An 18019-nucleotide genomic window follows, 5' to 3' on the forward strand; every position below is an offset into this window, starting at 1 on the left:
CAAATTGGGGCGTCGATGTAGTACATGAGCTGCACATGACGACTGCCGCACCAAAAAGTAGCATCCCTGCCGACACCGAACCGCCGCAGCGCATCATCAAGATCCGGCGCGACTACAACACGTGGGTCGCCAATGAAACGATCGAGGACTATGCGCTGCGCTATACGCCGCGTTCCTTTCGCAAATGGTCGGTGTTCCGCGTGTCGAACACGGCATTCGGCGCGATCTCGTTCCTCGTACTGGAAGCGATCGGCGGCACCATCGCGGTCAACTATGGCTTCGTCAACGCCTTCTGGGCCATTCTTGCCGTCGGCCTGATCATTTTTTTGACCGGCCTGCCGATCAGTTACTACGCCGCCCGCCATGGCGTGGACATGGACCTGCTCACGCGCGGCGCCGGCTTCGGCTACATCGGTTCCACGATCTCGTCGTTCGTGTATGCGTCGTTCACGTTCATCCTGTTCGCGCTGGAAGCGGCGATCATGGCCTATGCGCTGGAGCTGTATTTCCACCTGCCGCTGTATCTCGGCTACCTCGTCAGCGCGCTGGCCGTGATCCCGCTGGTGACGCACGGCGTCACGCTGATCAGCCGCATCCAGATGATCAGCCAGCCGGTCTGGCTGGTCCTGCTGGCGCTGCCCTTCATCGCGATCTTCCACAAGCAGCCGGAACTGCTGGGCGAACTGGCGCGCTTCGCCGGCCAGTCGCCGGCCAACGGCGGCTTCAACATGCTGATGTTCGGCGCGGCCACGGCGGTGGGGGTGGCACTGATCACGCAGATCGGCGAACAGGTCGACTTCCTGCGTTTCATGCCCGAGCAGACGGCGCAGAACCGCGTGCGCTGGCATCTCGGCGTGCTGGTCGCCGGGCCGGGCTGGATCGTGCTCGGCATCCTCAAGATGCTGGGCGGCGCGCTGCTCGCGCTGCTGGCGATCAAGGGCGGCGCGTCGCTGGCCGAGGCGGTGAACCCGAACCAGATGTACCTGGCCGGCTTCCGGGAGGTGTTCGGCAATGGCACGCTGGCCGTGCTGGCGACCGCGCTGTTCGTCATCATCTCGCAGGTGAAGATCAACATGACCAATGCCTACGCGGGTTCGCTGGCGTGGTCGAATTTCTTCGCGCGCCTCACGCACAGCCACCCCGGCCGCGTGGTGTGGGCCGTGTTCAACGCGCTGATCGCCGTGCTGCTGATGGAGCTGGACGTGTTCCAGGCGCTGGACCAGGTGCTGGGCCTGTACTCGAACATCGCGATCGCCTGGATTACCGCGGTGGTCGCGGACCTGGTGGTCAACAAGCCGCTGGGCCTGAGCCCGCCGGGCATCGAGTTCCGCCGCGCGTACCTGTACGACATCAACCCGGTCGGCGTGGGTGCGATGCTGCTGGCCTCCGTGCTGTCCATCGCGGCGTTCGCCGGCCTGTTCGGGGAGCAGGCGCAAGCCTTCTCCGCCTTCATCGCGCTGGTCACCGCATTCGTCGCCGCGCCGCTGATCGCCTGGGCCACCGGCGGACGCTATTACCTTTCCCGGCCGGCACACGGCTGGGGGCAGGCAAAAGCAAAGGTTTGCTGCATCTGCGAAAAGGAATACGAAACCGAGGACATGGCGCACTGCCCGGCCTATCAGGGGCCGATCTGCTCGCTGTGCTGCTGCCTGGACGCCCGCTGCGACGACGCCTGCAAGCCGCACGCACGCTTCGCGCACCAGTGGGAAGGCGCGATGAAGAAACTGCTGCCCGCGTCGATGTGGCCGTACATGACGAGCGGGCTGGGTCACTACCTGATGCTGATGCTGGCTACGATGCTGTTCGTCGGCGCCCTGCTCGGCCTGCTGTACGCGCACGAGCAGAACGCGCTTGGCGCGGCCGGGGCGGCGCTGCTGCCCGCGCTGCGGCTGGCGTACATCAAGATCTTCGCGGCGCTGCTGCTGGTCAGCGGCATCGTGGCGTGGTGGCTCGTGCTTACCGGCGCCAGCCGGCGCGTGGCGCAGGAGGAATCGAACCGGCAAACCAGCCTGCTGCAGCGCGAGATCGAGCTGCACGGCCGCACGGACGCCGCACTGCAGCAGGCCAGGAAGGTGGCGGAGGCCGCGAACCAGGCCAAGAGCCGCTACATCGCCGGCATCAGCCACGAGATCCGCACACCGCTCAACAGCATCCTCGGCTATGCGCAGCTGCTCGACAACGATCCGGCGATTCCCGCCCACCGGCAACAGGCGATCCGCGTGATCCGCGGCAGCGGCGAACACCTGCTGTCGCTGATCGAGGGCACGCTCGACATCGCCCGCATCGAAGGCGGCAAGTTCAGCTTCGACATCCGCGAGCTGGACTTCCATGACTTCATCGGCCAGCTGGTACGGATGTTCGAACAGCAGGCCGCCGCCAAGGGGCTGGCATTCCATTACGAACCGGCCGGCGAACTGCCGCCCGTGGTGCGGGCCGACCGCAGGCGCCTGGGCCAGATCCTGATCAACATCCTCGGCAACGCGGTGAAATTCACGCAGCGCGGCGCGGTCACGTTCCGGGTGCGCCATGCGCGCGACCTCGTCACGTTCGAGATCGGCGACACCGGCGCCGGCATCCTGCCCGACGAAATGGAGCGCATCTTCGAGCCGTTCTCGCGCGGCAGCGCCGGGCACGGGCCGGGTGCCGCACCGGGCACCGGGCTCGGCCTGCCGATCAGCAAGATGCTCACGCAGATGATGGGCGGCGAGCTCACGCTCGACAGCACGCCCGGCGTGGGCAGCACGTTCAGGATCCTCGTGCGCGTGCCGCGCGTGCATGGCGCCACGCCGGCCGCCACGCGCGGCCCCGCCCGCACCGGCTATGCCGGCCCGCGCCGCCGGATCCTCGTGGTGGACAACGAGCAGGTCGACCGCGAACTGCTCGTCAACATCCTGGCGCCGCTGGGCTTCGACACGGCGCAGGCGCAGTCCGGCCAGGAATGCCTCGGCCTGTATCCGGCCTGGCAGCCGGACCTGATCCTGATGGACCTGGCGATGCCGGGCATCGACGGCTGGCAGGCGAGCCGTATCATCCGCCACGAACACCATTCCACCGTACCGATCCTGATCGTGTCGGCCAATGCCTTCGACAAGTCGCTGGACAACCCGGCCGGCATTCCGGCCGAGGATTTCATCGTCAAGCCCGTCAACGTGGCCGAGCTGCTGGAGCGGATCGGCCGGCGACTGCAACTGGAGTGGTTGACGCAAGCCCCGCCCCCGCCTCCAGCCAGCACCGCGCCTGCGCCGATGCGGCTGCCGCCGGCCGGGCAGCTCGACGCCCTGCGCGAACAGGTCGCCTCCGGCTACGTGCGCGGCATCCGCGCCCGGCTCGACGACATCGCAGCGCTCGGCCCCGATTACGATGCCTTCGTCACGGCGATGCGCGGCCATGCCGCCCGCTTCGACCTGGAGGCGATGTCACGATTCCTGGAACAGGGAGAACACCATGTCCGACAAACCACTTGACCGCCATCCCGGCCGTCTCAGCCATACTGTCCTGATCGTCGACGACGTGCCGGAAAACCTGGCCGTGCTGCACGACGCGCTCGATGAAGCGGGCTTCACCGTCCTCGTCGCCAACAACGGCCCGGCCGCGCTGGAACGCGCGCAGCAGCTGGTACCGGACATTATCCTGCTCGATGCGATGATGCCCCGCATGGATGGCTTCGAGGTCTGCCGCCGCCTGCGTGCCAACATCGTCACGCGCGCGATCCCGATCGTGTTCATGACGGGGCTCACGGAGCCCGAGCACGTGGTGGCCGCCTTCGATGCCGGCGGCACCGATTACGTGACGAAGCCGGTGCGCCAGAGCGAGGTGCTGGCGCGCATCGGCGCCCACCTGCAGACGGCGCGGCTGATGAACCAGGCGCGCAGCGCGCTCGATGCGTTCGGCAACGCGATGCTGGCGGTGACGCCGCACAACGGCCGCATCGTGTGGCAGACGCCGCTCGCGCGGCAATGGATGCAACAATATTTTGATGTGGAAGACGGCACGCCGGGGTCGCTCGTTTCATGGCTGGCCGGCGACAAGGCCGCGCCGCTGACCGTCATCCGCGGCGCCTCGCGGCTCGTGTTCACCGTGGCGGACATGCACAGCAGCGAGCAGTGGATGATCGTGCTGCGCGAGGAATCCGATACCGCGCGCGTGCAGGCGCTGATGGCGCTGCTCAAGCTCACCCAGCGCGAGTCCGAAGTGCTGCACTGGGTGATCATGGGCAAGACCAACCGCGATATCGGCGACATCCTCGGCACCAGCCCGCGCACCGTCAACAAGCACCTGGAGCATGTGTTCCACAAGCTGGGCGTCGAAACGCGCACGGCCGCCGCCGCGCTGGCGCTGAACCGGATGCGCGCCAGCACGCCTGCGCCTGCGGAGCTTGTGTAGCCGGGGAGCCTCGCAGGATTCGATGAAGGGCCTGGTGTCCGACACCGGTTTTCTTCAAACCGCCAGGTGGCGCCGCACATGTTCCCCACCCATCTCCTCCGCCCCGCCGCTGGCCACCACCTCGCCGCGCGACATCACCACGAACGTGTCCGCCAGCTCGTGCGCGAAATCGAAGTACTGCTCGCACAGCAGGATGCCGATGTCGCCCCGCTCGCGCAGCAGCCGGATCACCCTGCCGATATCCTTGATGATCGACGGCTGGATGCCCTCGGTCGGTTCGTCGAGGATGATCAGCCCGGGCTTTTGCAGCATCGCGCGGGCGATCGCCAGCTGCTGCTGCTGCCCGCCGGACAGGTCGCCGCCGCGCCGGTGCCGCATTTCCTTCAGCACCGGGAACAGCTCGTAGACTTCGCCGCTGATGGTGGCGGCTTCGCGCGACGACAGGGTGGCCATGCCCATCGTCAGGTTTTCCTCGACGGTGAGGCGTGCGAAGATCTCGCGGCCCTGCGGCACGTAGGCGATGCCCGCTTTGGCACGCTGGTGGGGTTTCAGTTTCGTGATGTCGCGCCCGTTCCACGTGACCTTGCCGCGGGCCACCGGCAGCACGCCCATCAGGCATTTCAGCAGCGTGGTCTTGCCCACCCCGTTGCGGCCCAGCAGCGCCATGCACTGGCCCTTCTCCACCGCCAGCGACACGCCGCGCAGCGTGTGCGACGAGCCGTAGTACTGGTTCACACTTTCGACCTGCAGCATATGATTCCCTATCGTCCCAAGTAGACGTCGATGACGCGCTCATCCGCCTGGACCTGGTCCATGCGGCCCTCGGCCAGCACCGAGCCTTCGTGCAGTACCGTCACCTTGCCCTGCTGCGCGATCTCGGTCACGAACCCCATGTCGTGCTCGACCACCATGATCGAGTGCTTGCCGCGCAGTTCATTCAGCAGTTCCGCCGTGCGCGCCGTTTCCGCGTCCGACATGCCGGCCACCGGCTCGTCGAGCAGGATCAGCTGCGGCTCCTGCATCAGCAGCATGCCGATCTCCAGCCACTGCTTCTGGCCGTGCGACAGCAGGCCGGCCAGCCGGTCTTCCTGGCCGTTCAGGCGGATCTGCCGCAGGATCGCGTCGATCTTGTCTTCCTGTTCCGACGTGAGGCGGGCAAACAGCGTGGGGCGCACGCGCTTGTCCATCTTCATCGCCATTTCCAGGTTCTCAAACACCGTATGCTGCTCGAACACGGTGGGACGCTGGAACTTGCGGCCGATGCCGGCGTGGGCGATCTCGTATTCCGTCATCTTCGCCAGGTCGTAGTTCTGGCCGAAGAACGCGGTGCCGGAAGTAGGCCGGGTCTTGCCGGTGATGACATCCATCATCGTGGTCTTGCCGGCGCCGTTCGGGCCGATGATGCAGCGCAGTTCGCCCACCGAGATGTCGAGATTGAGCTTGTTGATGGCGCGGAAGCCGTCGAACGACACGGTGATGTCGCTCAGGTACAGGATCGCGCCGTGCGTGGTGTCGAGCCCCTCGCGCTTGAGAGCATTCATGCGGCCTCCTTCGATGTTTCTTCCGCCGCCGGTGCCCCGCTCTTCGCGGTGCGCCGGAGGTGCTTCAGGTTGTCCAGCAGGCCCAGGATGCCCTTGCGCATGAACAGCGTGACGAGGATGAACAGCAGGCCCAGGGCGAACAGCCACAGGTCCGGGAACGTGGCGGTGAACCAGCTCTTCAACCCGTTGACGGTGAACGCGCCGATGATCGGCCCGATCAGCGTGCCGCGCCCGCCGATCGCCACCCACACCACCATCTCGATCGAGTTCGCGGCCGACATCTCGGACGGGTTGATGATGCCCACCTGCGGCACGTACAGCGCGCCGGCGATCCCGCACAGCACGGCGGACAGCGTCCACACGAACAGCTTGAACCACAGCGGGTCGTAGCCGATGAACATCAGCCGTGACTCGGAATCGCGCACGCCCTGCAGCACGCGGCCCAGCCGCGACGTGACGATCCACCGGCACAGCAGCAGGGAGCCCGCCAGCAGCGCCAGCGTGACGAGGTACAGCACCGCCCGGGTGCCGGGCGCCGTGATGTCGAAGCCGAGGATGCGCTTGAAGTCGGTGAAGCCGTTGTTGCCGCCGAAACCGGTGTCGTTGCGGAAGAACAGCAGCATCGCCGCGTAGGTCAGCGCCTGGGTGATGATGGAAAAATACACGCCCTTGATCCGTGAGCGGAACGCGAAATAGCCGAACACGAACGCCAGCACCCCCGGCACCAGCACCACCAGCAGCATGCAGTACCAGAAATTGTCCGTCATCGCCCAGTACCACGGATACTCTTTCCAGTCGAGGAACACCATGAAGTCCGGCAGGTGGCTCTGGTAGACGCCATCGCGGCCGATCGCCCGCATCAGGTACATGCCGTGCGCATAGGCGCCCAGCGCGAAGAACAGGCCGTGGCCCAGCGACAGGATGCCGGTGTAGCCCCACACCAGGTCGAGCGCCAGCGCCGCCAGCGCGAAGCACATGAACTTGGCCACCAGGCCCAGCGCGTAGCCGGAAACATGCAGCGCATGCCCGGCCGGGAATGCCAGGTTCAGCAGCGGCAGCATGGCGGCCACCACGGTGACCGCGGCCAGCGCGGTCCAGACGGATTTCGGGAACAGCGCGGTGCGCGACCGGCCTGGAACCCGGGCCGACGTTCGGGTGGACGTTCGGGTCATTCGATGCTCCTTCCCTTCAGCGCGAACATGCCTTGCGGCCGGCGCTGGATGAAGATGATGATGAAGACGAGGATGGCGATCTTGGCCAGCACGGCGCCGGCCACGGGTTCGAGGAACTTGTTGACTTCGCCCAGGCCCAGCGCGCCGATCACGGTGCCGGCCAGCTGGCCCACGCCGCCCAGCACCACCACCATGAACGAATCGACGATGTAGGCCTGCCCCAGGTCCGGCCCCACGTTGCCGATCTGCGACAGCGCCACGCCGCCGAGACCGGCGATGCCGGAGCCGAGGCCGAACGTCATCATGTCGATGCGGCTGGTGGGCACGCCCACGCAGTCGGCCATGCGGCGGTTCTGCATCACGGCGCGCACGAACAGGCCGAGGCGCGTTTTGTTCAGGATCAGCCAGACGGCGGCGACGACCAGCGCTGCGAAGACGATGATGGCGATCCGGCTGTACGGCAGTACCAGCGAACCGAGCACCGTCACGCCGCCCGCCATCCACGACGGGTTGGCCACTTCCACGTTCTGCGCGCCGAACACGGTGCGTACCGCCTGCATCAGGATCAGGCTGATGCCCCAGGTGGCCAGCAGCGTTTCCAGCGGGCGGCCGTACAGCCAGCGAATCACCGTGCGCTCCAGCAGCACGCCGACCGCGAACGCCACGAAGAAGGCGGACGGCAGCGCGGCGACCAGGTACCAGTCGAGCGCATCCGGAAAATACGCCCGGAACAGCGACTGCACCAGGTAGGTGGTGTAGGCGCCGATCATCAGCAGCTCGCCGTGCGCCATGTTGATGATGCCCATCAGGCCGAACGTGATCGCCAGGCCGAGCGCCGCCAGCAGCAGCACGCTGCCAAGCGACAGGCCGTAGAACAGGTTGCCGACGAACTCGGCACGCGACACGCGGCCATCGATCGTGTTCAGCGTGTTGGCGGCGGCCAGGCGCAGGTCACCATCGGGCTCGGTGTAGGTGCCGTCGGCGTTCTTCGCCAGCATCGCCTGCAGTTGCGGGCGCAGCGATGCGGTGCCGGTATCGGCCATCGCGATCACCGCGGCCTTGCGCGTGGCCGCGTCGGCCGAGTGCAGGTCGGCCACGGCCTTGGCCGATCGCAGCGTGGCCTTGATATTGGCGTCCGACTCGACAACCAGCGCCTTTTCGATCAGCGGCAACTGCTCCGGCGCCACGCCGCGCTCCAGCAGGCCTCGCGCGGCGGCGCGGCGTTGTTCCACATCCGGCGACAGCAGCGCCATGCCGGACAGCGCGCCGTCCACCGCGCCGCGCAGGCGGTTATTGACGACCACGCCGTCCACCCCGTCCGGGATCGGGCCGGTGGCCCCGGTGGCCGGGTTCCATGCGCTGTCGTCGGTGACCACGAGGATGCCGCCGTCGGGCGTGGCGTACAGGCTGTCGTCCTTCAGCGCCTGCAGCACCTTGCGGGCATCGCCGCTGGCCAGCGCGGCGATGCGGGCGACGGCCTCGATGCGCGCATCGGGGTCGTCGCCCGCCAGGGGTTTCAGGAGAGCAGGGTCGATCGCTGCGTGGGCCGAGAGGGCCGCGAGGCCCAGCACCAGCAGTGCCGCGAGAGTTCGGAGGAAGGGCGCCATGTCGGGATCCGTCAAGTAGGATACGGGCAGTGCCCGCATCCATGGGTAGTACAGCTTTTACGGCTTTTCGTTACAGCTTCTGCTTGCCCTCGTTACCCTGGATGAACGGGCTCCACGGCTGGGCGCGCACCGGCTCCTTGGTTTTCCACACCACCGAGAACTGCCCGTCGCCCTTGATCTCGCCGATCATCACGGGCTTGTGCAGGTGGTGGTTCGTCGCATCCATGGTCAGCGTGTAGCCCGATGGCGCCTTGAAGGTCTGGCCGGCCATCGCCGCGATCACCTTGTCGGTGTCGGTGGACTTGGCCTTCTCCACCGCCTGCGCCCACATGTGGATGCCGACATAGGTCGCTTCCATCGGGTCGTTGGTGACCGCGGTGCCGGCGTTCGGCAGCTTCTTCGCCACCGCGTAGGCCTTCCACTTCTTCACGAAGGCGGCGTTGGCAGGGTTCTTCACCGATTCGAAGTAGTTCCATGCGGCCAGGTGGCCCAGCAGCGGCTTGGTGTCCACGCCGCGCAGTTCTTCCTCGCCGACCGAGAAGGCCACGACCGGAACGTCGGTCGCCTTCAGGCCGGCATTGCCCAGCTCCTTGTAGAACGGCACGTTGGAATCGCCGTTGATGGTGGAGATCACGGCCGTCTTTCCGCCGGCGGAGAATTTCTTGATGTTGGCGACGATGGTCTGGTAATCGGCATGGCCGAACGGCGTATAGACTTCCTGGATCTCGCTGTCCTTCACGCCCTTGCTTTTCAGGAAGGCGCGCAGGATCTTGTTGGTGGTGCGCGGGTACACGTAATCGGTACCGAGCAGCACGAAGCGCTTGGCGCCGCCGCCATCCTTGCTCATCAGGTACTCCACGGCGGGAATCGCCTGCTGGTTCGGCGCCGCGCCCGTGTAGAACACGTTCTTCTCCAGTTCCTCGCCTTCGTACTGCACCGGGTAGAACAGCAGGCTGTTGGTTTCCTTGAATACCGGCAGCACCGACTTGCGCGAGACCGATGTCCAGCAGCCGAACACCGCCGCGACCTTGTCCTTGGAGACCAGCTGGCGCGCCTTCTCGGCGAACAGCGGCCAGTTCGATGCCGGGTCCACGACCACGGCTTCGAGCTTCTTGCCCATCACGCCGCCCTTGGCGTTGATTTCGTCGATGGTCATCAGGGCCACGTCCTTCAGCGACGTTTCCGAGATCGCCATCGTGCCGGACAGCGAGTGCAGGATGCCGATCTTGATCGTGTCGGCGGCGTGGGCGGGCATGCCGGCGGCCAGCATGGCGGCAGCGGCGGCGATCGTGGTAACGAAATGGCGGCGGGTTTGCATGGTATTCCTCATGAACGTTGGGTTGTGCGGAAGATCAGTACTGCAGCTGGAGGGCGACGACGAAGCGCGACTGGTCGGATGTGCCGGTCATTTTTGTGCGCGAATATGCCGCGCCCACCTGGGCGTTGTAGCCGTCGAGGATCCAGTTCAGGCCCACGTCCTGCTGGCGGGTGTCGATGGCGGTATCGGCTTCGAATTTCTGGTAGCGCACGTACGGTTGCAGGCTGCCGCGGCCGATCGGGAAAATGTAGCCGGCGCCGGCCGACCACGCCTTGCCCTGCTCGGACAGGACCACGTTGCCGGTGTCGTAGTCGTAGTAAGCCGCTTCGACGGAGACGGCGCCGCCGCTGCCGAGACGCTTCTCCATCAGGAAGTCGACGTTCCAGGATTCGTAGTCGCCGATGCCGGCCACGGTGAGCACGCCGTCCTTCTGCTGGCGGCCGGCCAGGCCGATGGCCAGGATGTCCTTGCTGCCCAGGTAGGTGCCGGTGCCGTAGTAGCCTGGTTCGGCGTCCCAGAAATCGTATTGCACGCGGCCCGCATACATCGGCTTGTCGGCGGCCTTCAGGCCCACGGCCTTCGCCCCGTCGTCGGTCAGCGAACCGATGCCGAAGGTGTGGCCTTCGAAGACGCCGAACGAGTAGCCCAGCTTGTCGCCGGCCACGTTGCCCCAGACGACGATGCCGTCATCGCGGCCGCGGAAGATGCCGCCGTTGTAGCCGTAGCGCGAAGCCACGCCGGCCCAGTAGCCGCCGCCCAGCGAATAGTACGGGCCGGCCATGTTGGCGCGGTCGCTCGGCGACAGCAGCCGGCCGGCCCACACGTTCAGTTCCGGGGAAATGGCGAACTGCGCCGCCGCGTCCAGTACGCGGATGCGGTCGCCGTCCCACTCGGTGTTGAACATGCCCTTGATGTTCTTGTTCAGCGAGGCGCCGAGGAAGATGCGCGCGCTGTCCAGGTTGAAGTCGTTGGCATGCGAGCCGTCCGGCGCGCCGTTCTCGATGCTGGAATAGCTGCCCCGCATGCCGAACCCGACGCTGACCGACTTGTCCTCGCCGAATGGAATCGTGGCGCCGGCGTGGGCGTCGGATGTGGCCAGTGAGGCCGCCAGCGAGGCGGTGGCCAGCAGCACTCCCGTGCAGATCGACTTCATGCGCATCCCTTTCGTTGTGTGATGTTGTGCAGACATCATCACCAACCGGGGCGCGAAAGGACATACGTAAGGTGACGTAGTAGCGCCGCTGACACAAGCGGCATGGCTGCGTTGCATTCGTCTCGCCGTACTAAAGTACTGTCTTCGACGATGCGCCTTGCCCTGCGACTTGTATCGGCGCTTTCCTTACTGGATGAAACTAGCTGGAAGAGGATTGCAACGGGAATGGCGGCAGCGGCAGGCCTTCGGCCAGCACCAGCCGCTCCATCGCCGTCTCGAGCATGCTGCGCGCCAGGCCGGCGGCATGGCCGAGTTCCTGGTGCAGCTGCGCATCGGCCTCGTTGCGCGATGCGCATTGGGCGCTGTAGCGCTCGAAGCTGCCGACCATTAGCAGCAGGTCGGACAGGTGGCGCGGGCATTCGCAGGCCAGCCGGTTGCCGGCCGCGGTGATCGTGGCCAGCGCCGCCTCGTCGAAACGCAGCGCCGGCACCGTGGTGGCGGAACGCTCCGCCGGCGGCAACTGCCGCCCGGATACCGCGCCGCGGCACAGCTGCGCCAGTTCGCCCATCTCCGACGGCACCCGTGCCACCATGCAATCCTGGGCGCGCAGCGCACGAATCGTGGCGCTGGCGCAGAAGCGGTACAGCACCACCACGGCCGTGGCGCCCGCCGCGCTGCGCGCGGCTGCCAGCAGCGGCAGCGCCGCTTCATCCGGCTCGGGCAGTTCGACGAGCAGCACATCCACCGGCGTGCCCTGCAACGCAGCGGCGGCGCCATCGAGGCGCCTCGCCACGCGCTGCACGTCGAGGCCGGTACCGGCGGCCGCAGCGATCCTGCGCGCCAGCGTCTCGCCCACCAGCGCCACCCGCACCGGCCCCTTCGGCACCGCGGCAGCGGCCGCGGGCTGGACATCGCGCACGCCCGCCATTTCCTCGAGCCGCTCCAGCGGCAGCGCCGCCAGCGTGCCGATCGGGTGGCCATTGTCCACCAGTTGCTTCAGCAGGCCGAGCCGGCGCACCTGCTCGGCCGAATACAGCCGCTGGCCATGCTCGGAGCGCTGCGTGTCCGACACGCCATAACGCCGTTCCCACACGCGCAGCGTTTCCACGCTGAGGCCCGCAAGCCGGGCGGCCACGCCGCTGCGGTAGACCGGTTGAGGTGATGTGCTTGTCATATTGACCCGTAATTGAACCACTAATGTGTCGATGATACCGCGACATTGCATGGACATTCAATGGTGCGACCCGTAAATTATGTCCACACAGCGGTTCAATCACTGTTCGATCAATCGAAATGAGGAGAATGGAAATGAAAAAGATCCTGTTTGCGGCAACCTGCGCACTGGCCTTCAACGCGGCGCATGCGGCCGACATCGTCGACACCGCCAAGGGTGCAGGCACGTTCAACACGCTGGTGACGGCCGTGCAGGCCGCCGGCCTGACGGACACGCTGAAAGGCCCGGGCCCGTTCACGGTGTTCGCGCCGACCGACGCGGCTTTCGCCAAAATTCCGAAGGCGAAACTGGACGCGCTGCTGAAGGACAAGGCCGCGCTGGCCAAGGTGCTGACCTACCACGTGGTACCGGGCAAGGTGATGGCGGCGGACGTGAAGCCCGGCGCCGTGAAGACGGTCGAGGGCGCCGACCTGACCGTGACCGCGAAGGGCGGCAAGGTCATGGTCGACAAGGCCAACGTGGTGAAGACCGATATCGCGGCGGACAACGGCGTGATCCATGTGATCGATACGGTGGTGATGCCGAAGTAACGCCGGACAGGCTCCGGGCAAGCGGCAACGCAACCGGCTGAACCCCCGCGGCACGAGCCCATGGCGTGCCGCGGGCTTGCGCCCACGGTTCACCGTGGGCGCCTTTTTTGCCGTTCCGCGATTGCTATGCCGCGCCCTGGTCCCACCCCGAAGGCGCCACCCGGAAGCAATCGCGCCCGGCACGCTTGGCGTCATACATTGCCTGATCGGCCGCGCGGATCAGCGTGCGCGACGTCATGCCCGCCTCGAACAAGGCGATGCCGATGCTGGTCGTCACCTGCAGCGTGGCCGTGCCGAGCTGGAATGGCGACGCCATCGTGGCGATGATTTTCTGCCCGATCACGGTCGCCGCCTGCGGCCCCTGCAGGCCTTCGGCGACCAGCACGAACTCGTCGCCGCCCAGGCGCGCCACGAAGTCGGCTTCCCGCACCACGCCGCGTACACGGTCGGCGAACATGCGGATCACATCGTCGCCCACGTCATGTCCATGGGTATCGTTGATCAGCTTGAAGCGGTCGATATCGAAATACATCAGTGCCAGTGCGCCCTGCCGCTGGGCCCGCGCGACCGCCTGGTCCAGCTGGCTGTTGAAATAGCCGCGGTTGGGCAGGCCGGTCAACGGGTCGTGGTGCGCACGGCGGAACAGTTCCTGTTCCATGTACTTGCGGGCCGTGATGTCCTCGGTTACCGCGAGCACGCCGGCCATGTTGCCGGCATCGTCCTTCAGCGGGATCTTGCTGGTCTCGACCCAGCGTTCGGTGCCGTCGATGCCGCGGTCCAGCGCCTGCATCCGCATGCGCGGCACACCGGATTGCATCACTTCCAGGTCCATCTGCCGGTAGTGCGCGGCCCGGTCCTTCCAGTGCAGGTCGAAATCCGTCTTGCCGATCAGTTCCGCATCGGTGGCCAGCCCGGCATCGGCGAGCAGCGCCCGGTTGCCGCCTTCATACACGCTGTCGGCGTTTTTCCAGAACACGCTCTGCGGGATGTTGTCGAGAATGAGCTGCAGCATCTGACGCGACGCATACAGGGCCCGCTCGGCTTCCTTGCGCTCAGTGATGTTCTCGGCGAACCCCAGTACCTGCGTGACCTGGTCGCCTGTACTCATCGGGATCAGCACGATCGACATGTCCGCCATGCGCCCCGCCGCATCGGCGATGCGGGCCGTGTAGGCCACGGCCTGCCCGGCCAGCGCATCGCTCAGGTGCCGCCCCACTTCGGCGCGGTCTTCGATGCCCACATACTCGTCGGCCAGGGTGCCGAGCAGCTGGTGCCGCTCGACGCCGAGTTCCTTCAGCATCTGGTGATTCGCATGCACGAAGCGCCGCCGCGCATCGATCGCATACACCGCGAACGGGTGGTGTTCGAAGAAACCGGCGAAGCGCTCCCGCAGATCGTGCATCGCGCGCCGGCGCGCACGGTACCGGGGCCATGCCGCCGCCGTCCAGGCGGCGATCAGCGACAGCAGCGTGCCCGCCATGGCGAACAGCGCTGCCGCATGCGCTGGCCCGTTGTCGGCCAGGCCGGGTTTGGCGTAGAAATGAACCAGCCACGTACGGTGGGAAAAAACCAGCGTGGCCCGGTGCGCGGCACGGCCGTGCCGTGCCTCATCCAGCGCACGCGCGGCATTGGCGGCGTCGAACACCACATTCCCGCGCGCGACCGAACCGTCGTAGATTTCGAGATCGAACTGCCGCGCCATGCGGCCGTTGTCGAAGCCGGAAAACATGCGGTCCAGGTACATCGTGGAAAACACGAAGCCCTTCAGCGGGCCGTTTCCCTGGCCCGGCGTGTGCACCGGCGAGTAGATCTGGACGATGGCGCGCCGCTGCTGATCCAGGATGGCCGGCATGCGCCGCGTGGCCACCGGTTCGTCGCGCCCGGCGGCTTCCCGCATCGCCGCCGAGCGCTCGGGGAACGCGGCAAAATCGACGCCCAGCAACTGTTTCATCCGGTCTGGATCGAAGGCGTGTTCGCCATACGCCATCGGATAGTAGTCATGCGCGCCGGGGCGGCGGCCGACGAGATGGAAACCGGGGACCCGGCGCCGCATGTCCGCTTCGAAGCGTGCCGCTTCCGCCGCCGGCACGCGCGGCAGGTAGCCGAATGCGCGAATGCCGTCGAACCGCTCGAACACCCGGCTGGCCGCGACGAACTCGGAGAACTCCGCGGCCGCGATCGCATCAGATGCGCTGAACAGCGCGGCCAGGTCGCGGCTCGCACCCGTGTACAGGTCGAGCCGGTGACGCAGCAGGAACAGGTAATCCTCGGCGGCGTCCGTCCGCTCCGCGATCCGCTGCGCCTCGGCATGGTCGAAGCGCGCCATGCCCGCATAGCCGGATACGATGACACCGGCGACCAATACGGCCACCGGCAGCGCGCGCGCAGCCAGTGACGTCCTGATACGGTGAAAAAGCGAACCCATGGTGTCCTTGCGGCCGAAAAGCCTGACCCGACATGGTAGCAGTCGCTAGTTTCCGTATTTCAATATTTCTCGTTCGCGCGCACCGAGGCGACACGAACGCAACACTATATTTGCCTTATGACAAAATTCCCGTCCAGGCATCACCACGTGAAATCGTCGGGGATCTGGTAATCCGCATAAGGATCGTCTTCCGGCACGGCAGTGGCCGCCGGCTTGTTCACACGCACCACCAGCGCGGCATCGCGTTCGGCGACCTTGTCCGCCACCACGCGCGGTACCAGTTCGAACGTTTCGCCTTGAGCAACGATCACCAGCCGGCCCGCCACCAGGTGGTCGCGCACGGCGGCGGACACGTGGATCCGCTCGACTTTCGTGCCATACGTAAAGTTGTAGGCGATATCGCCATTGCCCTTGGCCTGGCGGTTTTGCCTGACCAGCTGGGTGATCTGCGCGGCGATCGCCTTCTGCTGCGCGGCCGCGTCGCGCTGCGCATTCAGTTCGCGCGCCCGTTCGGCATTGCGGCGCTGCGCTTCCTGGACCGCCGCGCGTGTTTCATCGACGGCCACCACGCCGGTGCGTAGCGCTTCCTTTTTTTGCTTGCTCTTGTCCTGGTGGACCTTGGCGGCCTTTTTCTTGTCGACCAGGCCAGCTTTCATTAATTGTTCCTGCAACGAGACCATCATCAACTCCGGCATTCAATCGTGAACTTCGCAGCATAGCAAAAGTGCCGGTGCTGGTGGGCCGCTCCGTGGTAAAACGCTTACCATTGCAACATTGCCATTCCCGATCGCCCGCCATGCACGACCTGCTGCTCACGCCCATCGTCTTCCTCGTTACCGCCGTGCTGCTGGTGCCGCTGGCCCAGCGCCTCGGCCTCGGTTCCGTTCTCGGCTACCTGATCGGCGGCGCGATCATCGGGCCGTGGGGCCTGGGCCTGATCCACGAGGTGGAACTGATCGGCCACGTGGCGGAAATCGGCGTGGTGCTGATGCTGTTCCTGATCGGCCTGGAACTGCAGCCGGCCAAGCTGATGGAAATGCGGCAGCTGGTGCTGGGCGGCGGCGCGCTGCAGATGGCCACGGGCGGCATCGCGCTGGGTGCCGCCGCCTGGCTGCTCGGCATGCCGTGGGTGGGCGCGCTGGTGGCCGGCATCGCGCTGGCGCTGTCGTCGACGGCGATCGCGGTGCAGAACATGAACGAGCGCCACCTGGACAACACGCCGGCCGGCAAGGCGGCGTTCGCGATCCTGCTGTTCCAGGACATGGCGGCGATCCCGCTGCTGGTGGCGGTGCCGCTGCTGGGCGGCAGCGGCGCGGCCGACTTCAACTGGCTGTTCGCGATCGGCGCCGTGATCTGCGTGCTGGTGGTGGGCCGCTATGCGATGCGTCCCGCGCTGCGCCTGATCGCCCGCACCGGCCTGCGCGAGATCTTCACCGCGTTCGCGCTGCTGCTGGTGCTCGGCATCGCCCACCTGATGGAACTGGCCGACCTGTCGATGGGCCTGGGCGCCTTCCTGGCCGGCGTGCTGCTGGCCGGTTCCGAGTACCGCAAGGCGCTCGAAACCGACCTGGAACCGTTCAAGGGCCTGCTGCTCGGATTGTTCTTCACATCGGTCGGCATGTCGGTCAATTTCGGCCTGCTGGCGGAGGCGCCGGCGCGCATCGCCGCGCTGGCGGGCGGCTACGTGGTGCTGAAGATGGTGCTGCTCGGGCTCGCGGCACGTGCGCTGCCGGTACCCGCCGTGCAGCGCTGGCCATTTGCCGCCCTGCTCGCGCAAGGCAGCGAGTTCGCGTTCGTCGTGCTCGCCGTGGCGCACGACGCGAACGTGGTCGCCGGGCCGTGGCACGAAACGCTGGTGCTGGTGGTGGCGGTCTCTATGGCGCTGACACCGCTGGCGATGGCCGCCGCCGACCGGTTGAGCCGGCGCATCGACAGGCGCGAGCCGAAGCCGGCCGATACGATCGAGCCCGACGGCGCGCGCGTGATCATCGCCGGCTTCGGCCGCGTGGGCCAGATCGCCGGCCGGATGCTGGCCGCCTCCGGCATCCGGATGACGGTGCTGGACAACGACCCCGACCTGATCGACATGCTGCGCCGCTTCGGCCTGCACGTGTTCTACGGCGATGCGACCCGGCTGGACCTGCTGCGCGCCGCCGAAGCGGACAAGGCGGTTTTGCTGATCAATGCGATCGACGACATGGACACCAGCCTGCGCCTGGCCGACCTGGTGCGCGAGCATTTCCCGCACATAAAAATGATCGGCCGGGCGCGCAACGTGACGCACCTGTTCGAGCTGCGCGAACGCGGCGTGGACATGGTGGAGCGCGAAACCTTCGAATCGGCGCTGCTGATCGGCGAGCGCGCGCTCAGGCAACTGGGCATCGACGACGCCAGCGCGCAACTGGCCCGCTCCAGCTTCCGGGCGCACAACCTGGCCACGCTCGATGCGATGTTCCCGCATTTCCGCGACGAATCGCAGATGATCTCGATCCAGGAAGAAGCGCGGCAGGAACTGGCGCAATCGTTCGAGCACGACCGGATCAACCTGCGCCCGCAAGGCAAGCCCGCAGCCAAAGGCGCGGCCGGCGCCGGATTGCCGTGAACTTTCCGGGCACGCCCACCGGACAGTGCCGCCCTTTACTGCGGCCGTCATTCG

The 18019-nt window shown here is 66.6% G+C and carries 13 protein-coding genes; 4 read left to right on the forward strand and 9 right to left on the reverse strand.

Translation table 11 applies throughout. The features are described 5' to 3' along the window. The first annotated feature begins 35 nt into the window (after positions 1 to 35). Positions 36 to 3464, forward strand: coding sequence for a hybrid sensor histidine kinase/response regulator (locus tag GJV26_RS10070; RefSeq protein ID WP_155708695.1), 3429 nt, complete (start codon positions 36 to 38; stop codon positions 3462 to 3464). Then, positions 3445 to 4383 carry a response regulator transcription factor gene (locus tag GJV26_RS10075; RefSeq protein ID WP_155708696.1) on the forward strand — a complete coding sequence of 313 codons (939 nt, stop codon included), beginning with the start codon at positions 3445 to 3447 and terminating at the stop codon, positions 4381 to 4383. Before GJV26_RS10070 ends, GJV26_RS10075 begins: the two co-directional genes overlap by 20 nt. A gap of 54 nt (positions 4384 to 4437) precedes the next feature. Here GJV26_RS10075 and urtE read toward each other — a convergent pair whose 3' ends face one another. From urtE to GJV26_RS10110, 7 genes are all read right to left on the reverse strand, one after another. Beyond that, positions 4438 to 5136 carry an urea ABC transporter ATP-binding subunit UrtE gene (urtE, locus tag GJV26_RS10080; RefSeq protein ID WP_155708697.1) on the reverse strand — a complete coding sequence of 233 codons (699 nt, stop codon included), beginning with the start codon at positions 5134 to 5136 and terminating at the stop codon, positions 4438 to 4440. Between the two features lie 8 nt (positions 5137 to 5144). Further along, the gene (gene urtD / locus GJV26_RS10085) at positions 5145 to 5924 is read right to left on the reverse strand and encodes an urea ABC transporter ATP-binding protein UrtD (protein ID WP_155708698.1); all 780 of its coding nucleotides are present in this window, start codon (positions 5922 to 5924) and stop codon (positions 5145 to 5147) included. Next, positions 5921 to 6985, reverse strand: a complete 1065-nt coding sequence (urtC, locus tag GJV26_RS10090) for an urea ABC transporter permease subunit UrtC (RefSeq protein WP_371866557.1) — start codon at positions 6983 to 6985, stop codon at positions 5921 to 5923. The genes urtD and urtC overlap by 4 nt, the downstream gene beginning before the upstream one ends. 107 nt (positions 6986 to 7092) lie before the next feature. Then, positions 7093 to 8703, reverse strand: a complete 1611-nt coding sequence (urtB, locus tag GJV26_RS10095) for an urea ABC transporter permease subunit UrtB (protein ID WP_155708700.1) — start codon at positions 8701 to 8703, stop codon at positions 7093 to 7095. Between the two features lie 70 nt (positions 8704 to 8773). After that, positions 8774 to 9973 carry an urea ABC transporter substrate-binding protein gene (gene urtA, locus GJV26_RS10100; protein ID WP_371866558.1) on the reverse strand — a complete coding sequence of 400 codons (1200 nt, stop codon included), beginning with the start codon at positions 9971 to 9973 and terminating at the stop codon, positions 8774 to 8776. 82 nt (positions 9974 to 10055) lie between these two features. Continuing rightward, positions 10056 to 11174, reverse strand: coding sequence for a porin (locus GJV26_RS10105; protein ID WP_229419246.1), 1119 nt, complete (start codon positions 11172 to 11174; stop codon positions 10056 to 10058). 199 nt (positions 11175 to 11373) lie between these two features. Then, the gene (locus tag GJV26_RS10110; RefSeq protein WP_155708703.1) at positions 11374 to 12348 is read right to left on the reverse strand and encodes a MerR family transcriptional regulator; all 975 of its coding nucleotides are present in this window, start codon (positions 12346 to 12348) and stop codon (positions 11374 to 11376) included. Positions 12349 to 12482: 134 nt separating this feature from the next. Between GJV26_RS10110 and GJV26_RS10115 the strand changes: the two genes are divergently transcribed. Beyond that, positions 12483 to 12938 (forward strand): fasciclin domain-containing protein, encoded by a 456-nt coding sequence (locus tag GJV26_RS10115; protein WP_155708704.1) that lies wholly within the window; start codon positions 12483 to 12485, stop codon positions 12936 to 12938. 124 nt (positions 12939 to 13062) lie between these two features. Here the strand turns inward: GJV26_RS10115 and GJV26_RS10120 are convergent, their stop codons facing one another. After that, a complete protein-coding gene (locus tag GJV26_RS10120) occupies positions 13063 to 15363 on the reverse strand; it encodes a sensor domain-containing diguanylate cyclase (protein ID WP_155708705.1) in 2301 nt (766 codons plus the stop codon). Between the two features lie 140 nt (positions 15364 to 15503). Continuing rightward, complete coding sequence (locus tag GJV26_RS10125; RefSeq protein WP_155712371.1) at positions 15504 to 16043, reverse strand: DUF2058 domain-containing protein; 540 nt, start codon at positions 16041 to 16043, stop codon at positions 15504 to 15506. A 116-nt stretch (positions 16044 to 16159) separates the two neighbouring features. Here GJV26_RS10125 and kefC point away from each other — a divergent pair, with 116 nt between their 5' ends. Then, positions 16160 to 17965, forward strand: a complete 1806-nt coding sequence (gene kefC / locus GJV26_RS10130) for a glutathione-regulated potassium-efflux system protein KefC (protein ID WP_155708706.1) — start codon at positions 16160 to 16162, stop codon at positions 17963 to 17965. Positions 17966 to 18019 lie beyond the last annotated feature (54 nt).

Origin of the sequence: Pseudoduganella dura (genome assembly GCF_009727155.1) — a bacterium.
Classification (GTDB): Bacteria; Pseudomonadota; Gammaproteobacteria; order Burkholderiales; family Burkholderiaceae_D; genus Rugamonas; species Rugamonas dura.

What these genes read in the sequence shown, in the direction of transcription:
- GJV26_RS10070 (WP_155708695.1), top strand. Translation starts at nt 36, where the DNA reads ATGACGACTGCCGCACCAAAAAGTAGCATCCCTGCCGACACCGAACCG.
- GJV26_RS10075 (WP_155708696.1), top strand. Translation starts at nt 3,445, where the DNA reads ATGTCCGACAAACCACTTGACCGCCATCCCGGCCGTCTCAGCCATACT.
- urtE (WP_155708697.1), bottom strand. Translation starts at nt 5,136, where the DNA reads ATGCTGCAGGTCGAAAGTGTGAACCAGTACTACGGCTCGTCGCACACG.
- urtD (WP_155708698.1), bottom strand. Translation starts at nt 5,924, where the DNA reads ATGAATGCTCTCAAGCGCGAGGGGCTCGACACCACGCACGGCGCGATC.
- urtC (WP_371866557.1), bottom strand. Translation starts at nt 6,985, where the DNA reads ATGCTGCCGCTGCTGAACCTGGCATTCCCGGCCGGGCATGCGCTGCAT.
- urtB (WP_155708700.1), bottom strand. Translation starts at nt 8,703, where the DNA reads ATGGCGCCCTTCCTCCGAACTCTCGCGGCACTGCTGGTGCTGGGCCTC.
- urtA (WP_371866558.1), bottom strand. Translation starts at nt 9,973, where the DNA reads ATGCTGGCCGCCGGCATGCCCGCCCACGCCGCCGACACGATCAAGATC.
- GJV26_RS10105 (WP_229419246.1), bottom strand. Translation starts at nt 11,174, where the DNA reads ATGAAGTCGATCTGCACGGGAGTGCTGCTGGCCACCGCCTCGCTGGCG.
- GJV26_RS10110 (WP_155708703.1), bottom strand. Translation starts at nt 12,348, where the DNA reads ATGACAAGCACATCACCTCAACCGGTCTACCGCAGCGGCGTGGCCGCC.
- GJV26_RS10115 (WP_155708704.1), top strand. Translation starts at nt 12,483, where the DNA reads ATGAAAAAGATCCTGTTTGCGGCAACCTGCGCACTGGCCTTCAACGCG.
- GJV26_RS10120 (WP_155708705.1), bottom strand. Translation starts at nt 15,363, where the DNA reads ATGGGTTCGCTTTTTCACCGTATCAGGACGTCACTGGCTGCGCGCGCG.
- GJV26_RS10125 (WP_155712371.1), bottom strand. Translation starts at nt 16,043, where the DNA reads ATGGTCTCGTTGCAGGAACAATTAATGAAAGCTGGCCTGGTCGACAAG.
- kefC (WP_155708706.1), top strand. Translation starts at nt 16,160, where the DNA reads ATGCACGACCTGCTGCTCACGCCCATCGTCTTCCTCGTTACCGCCGTG.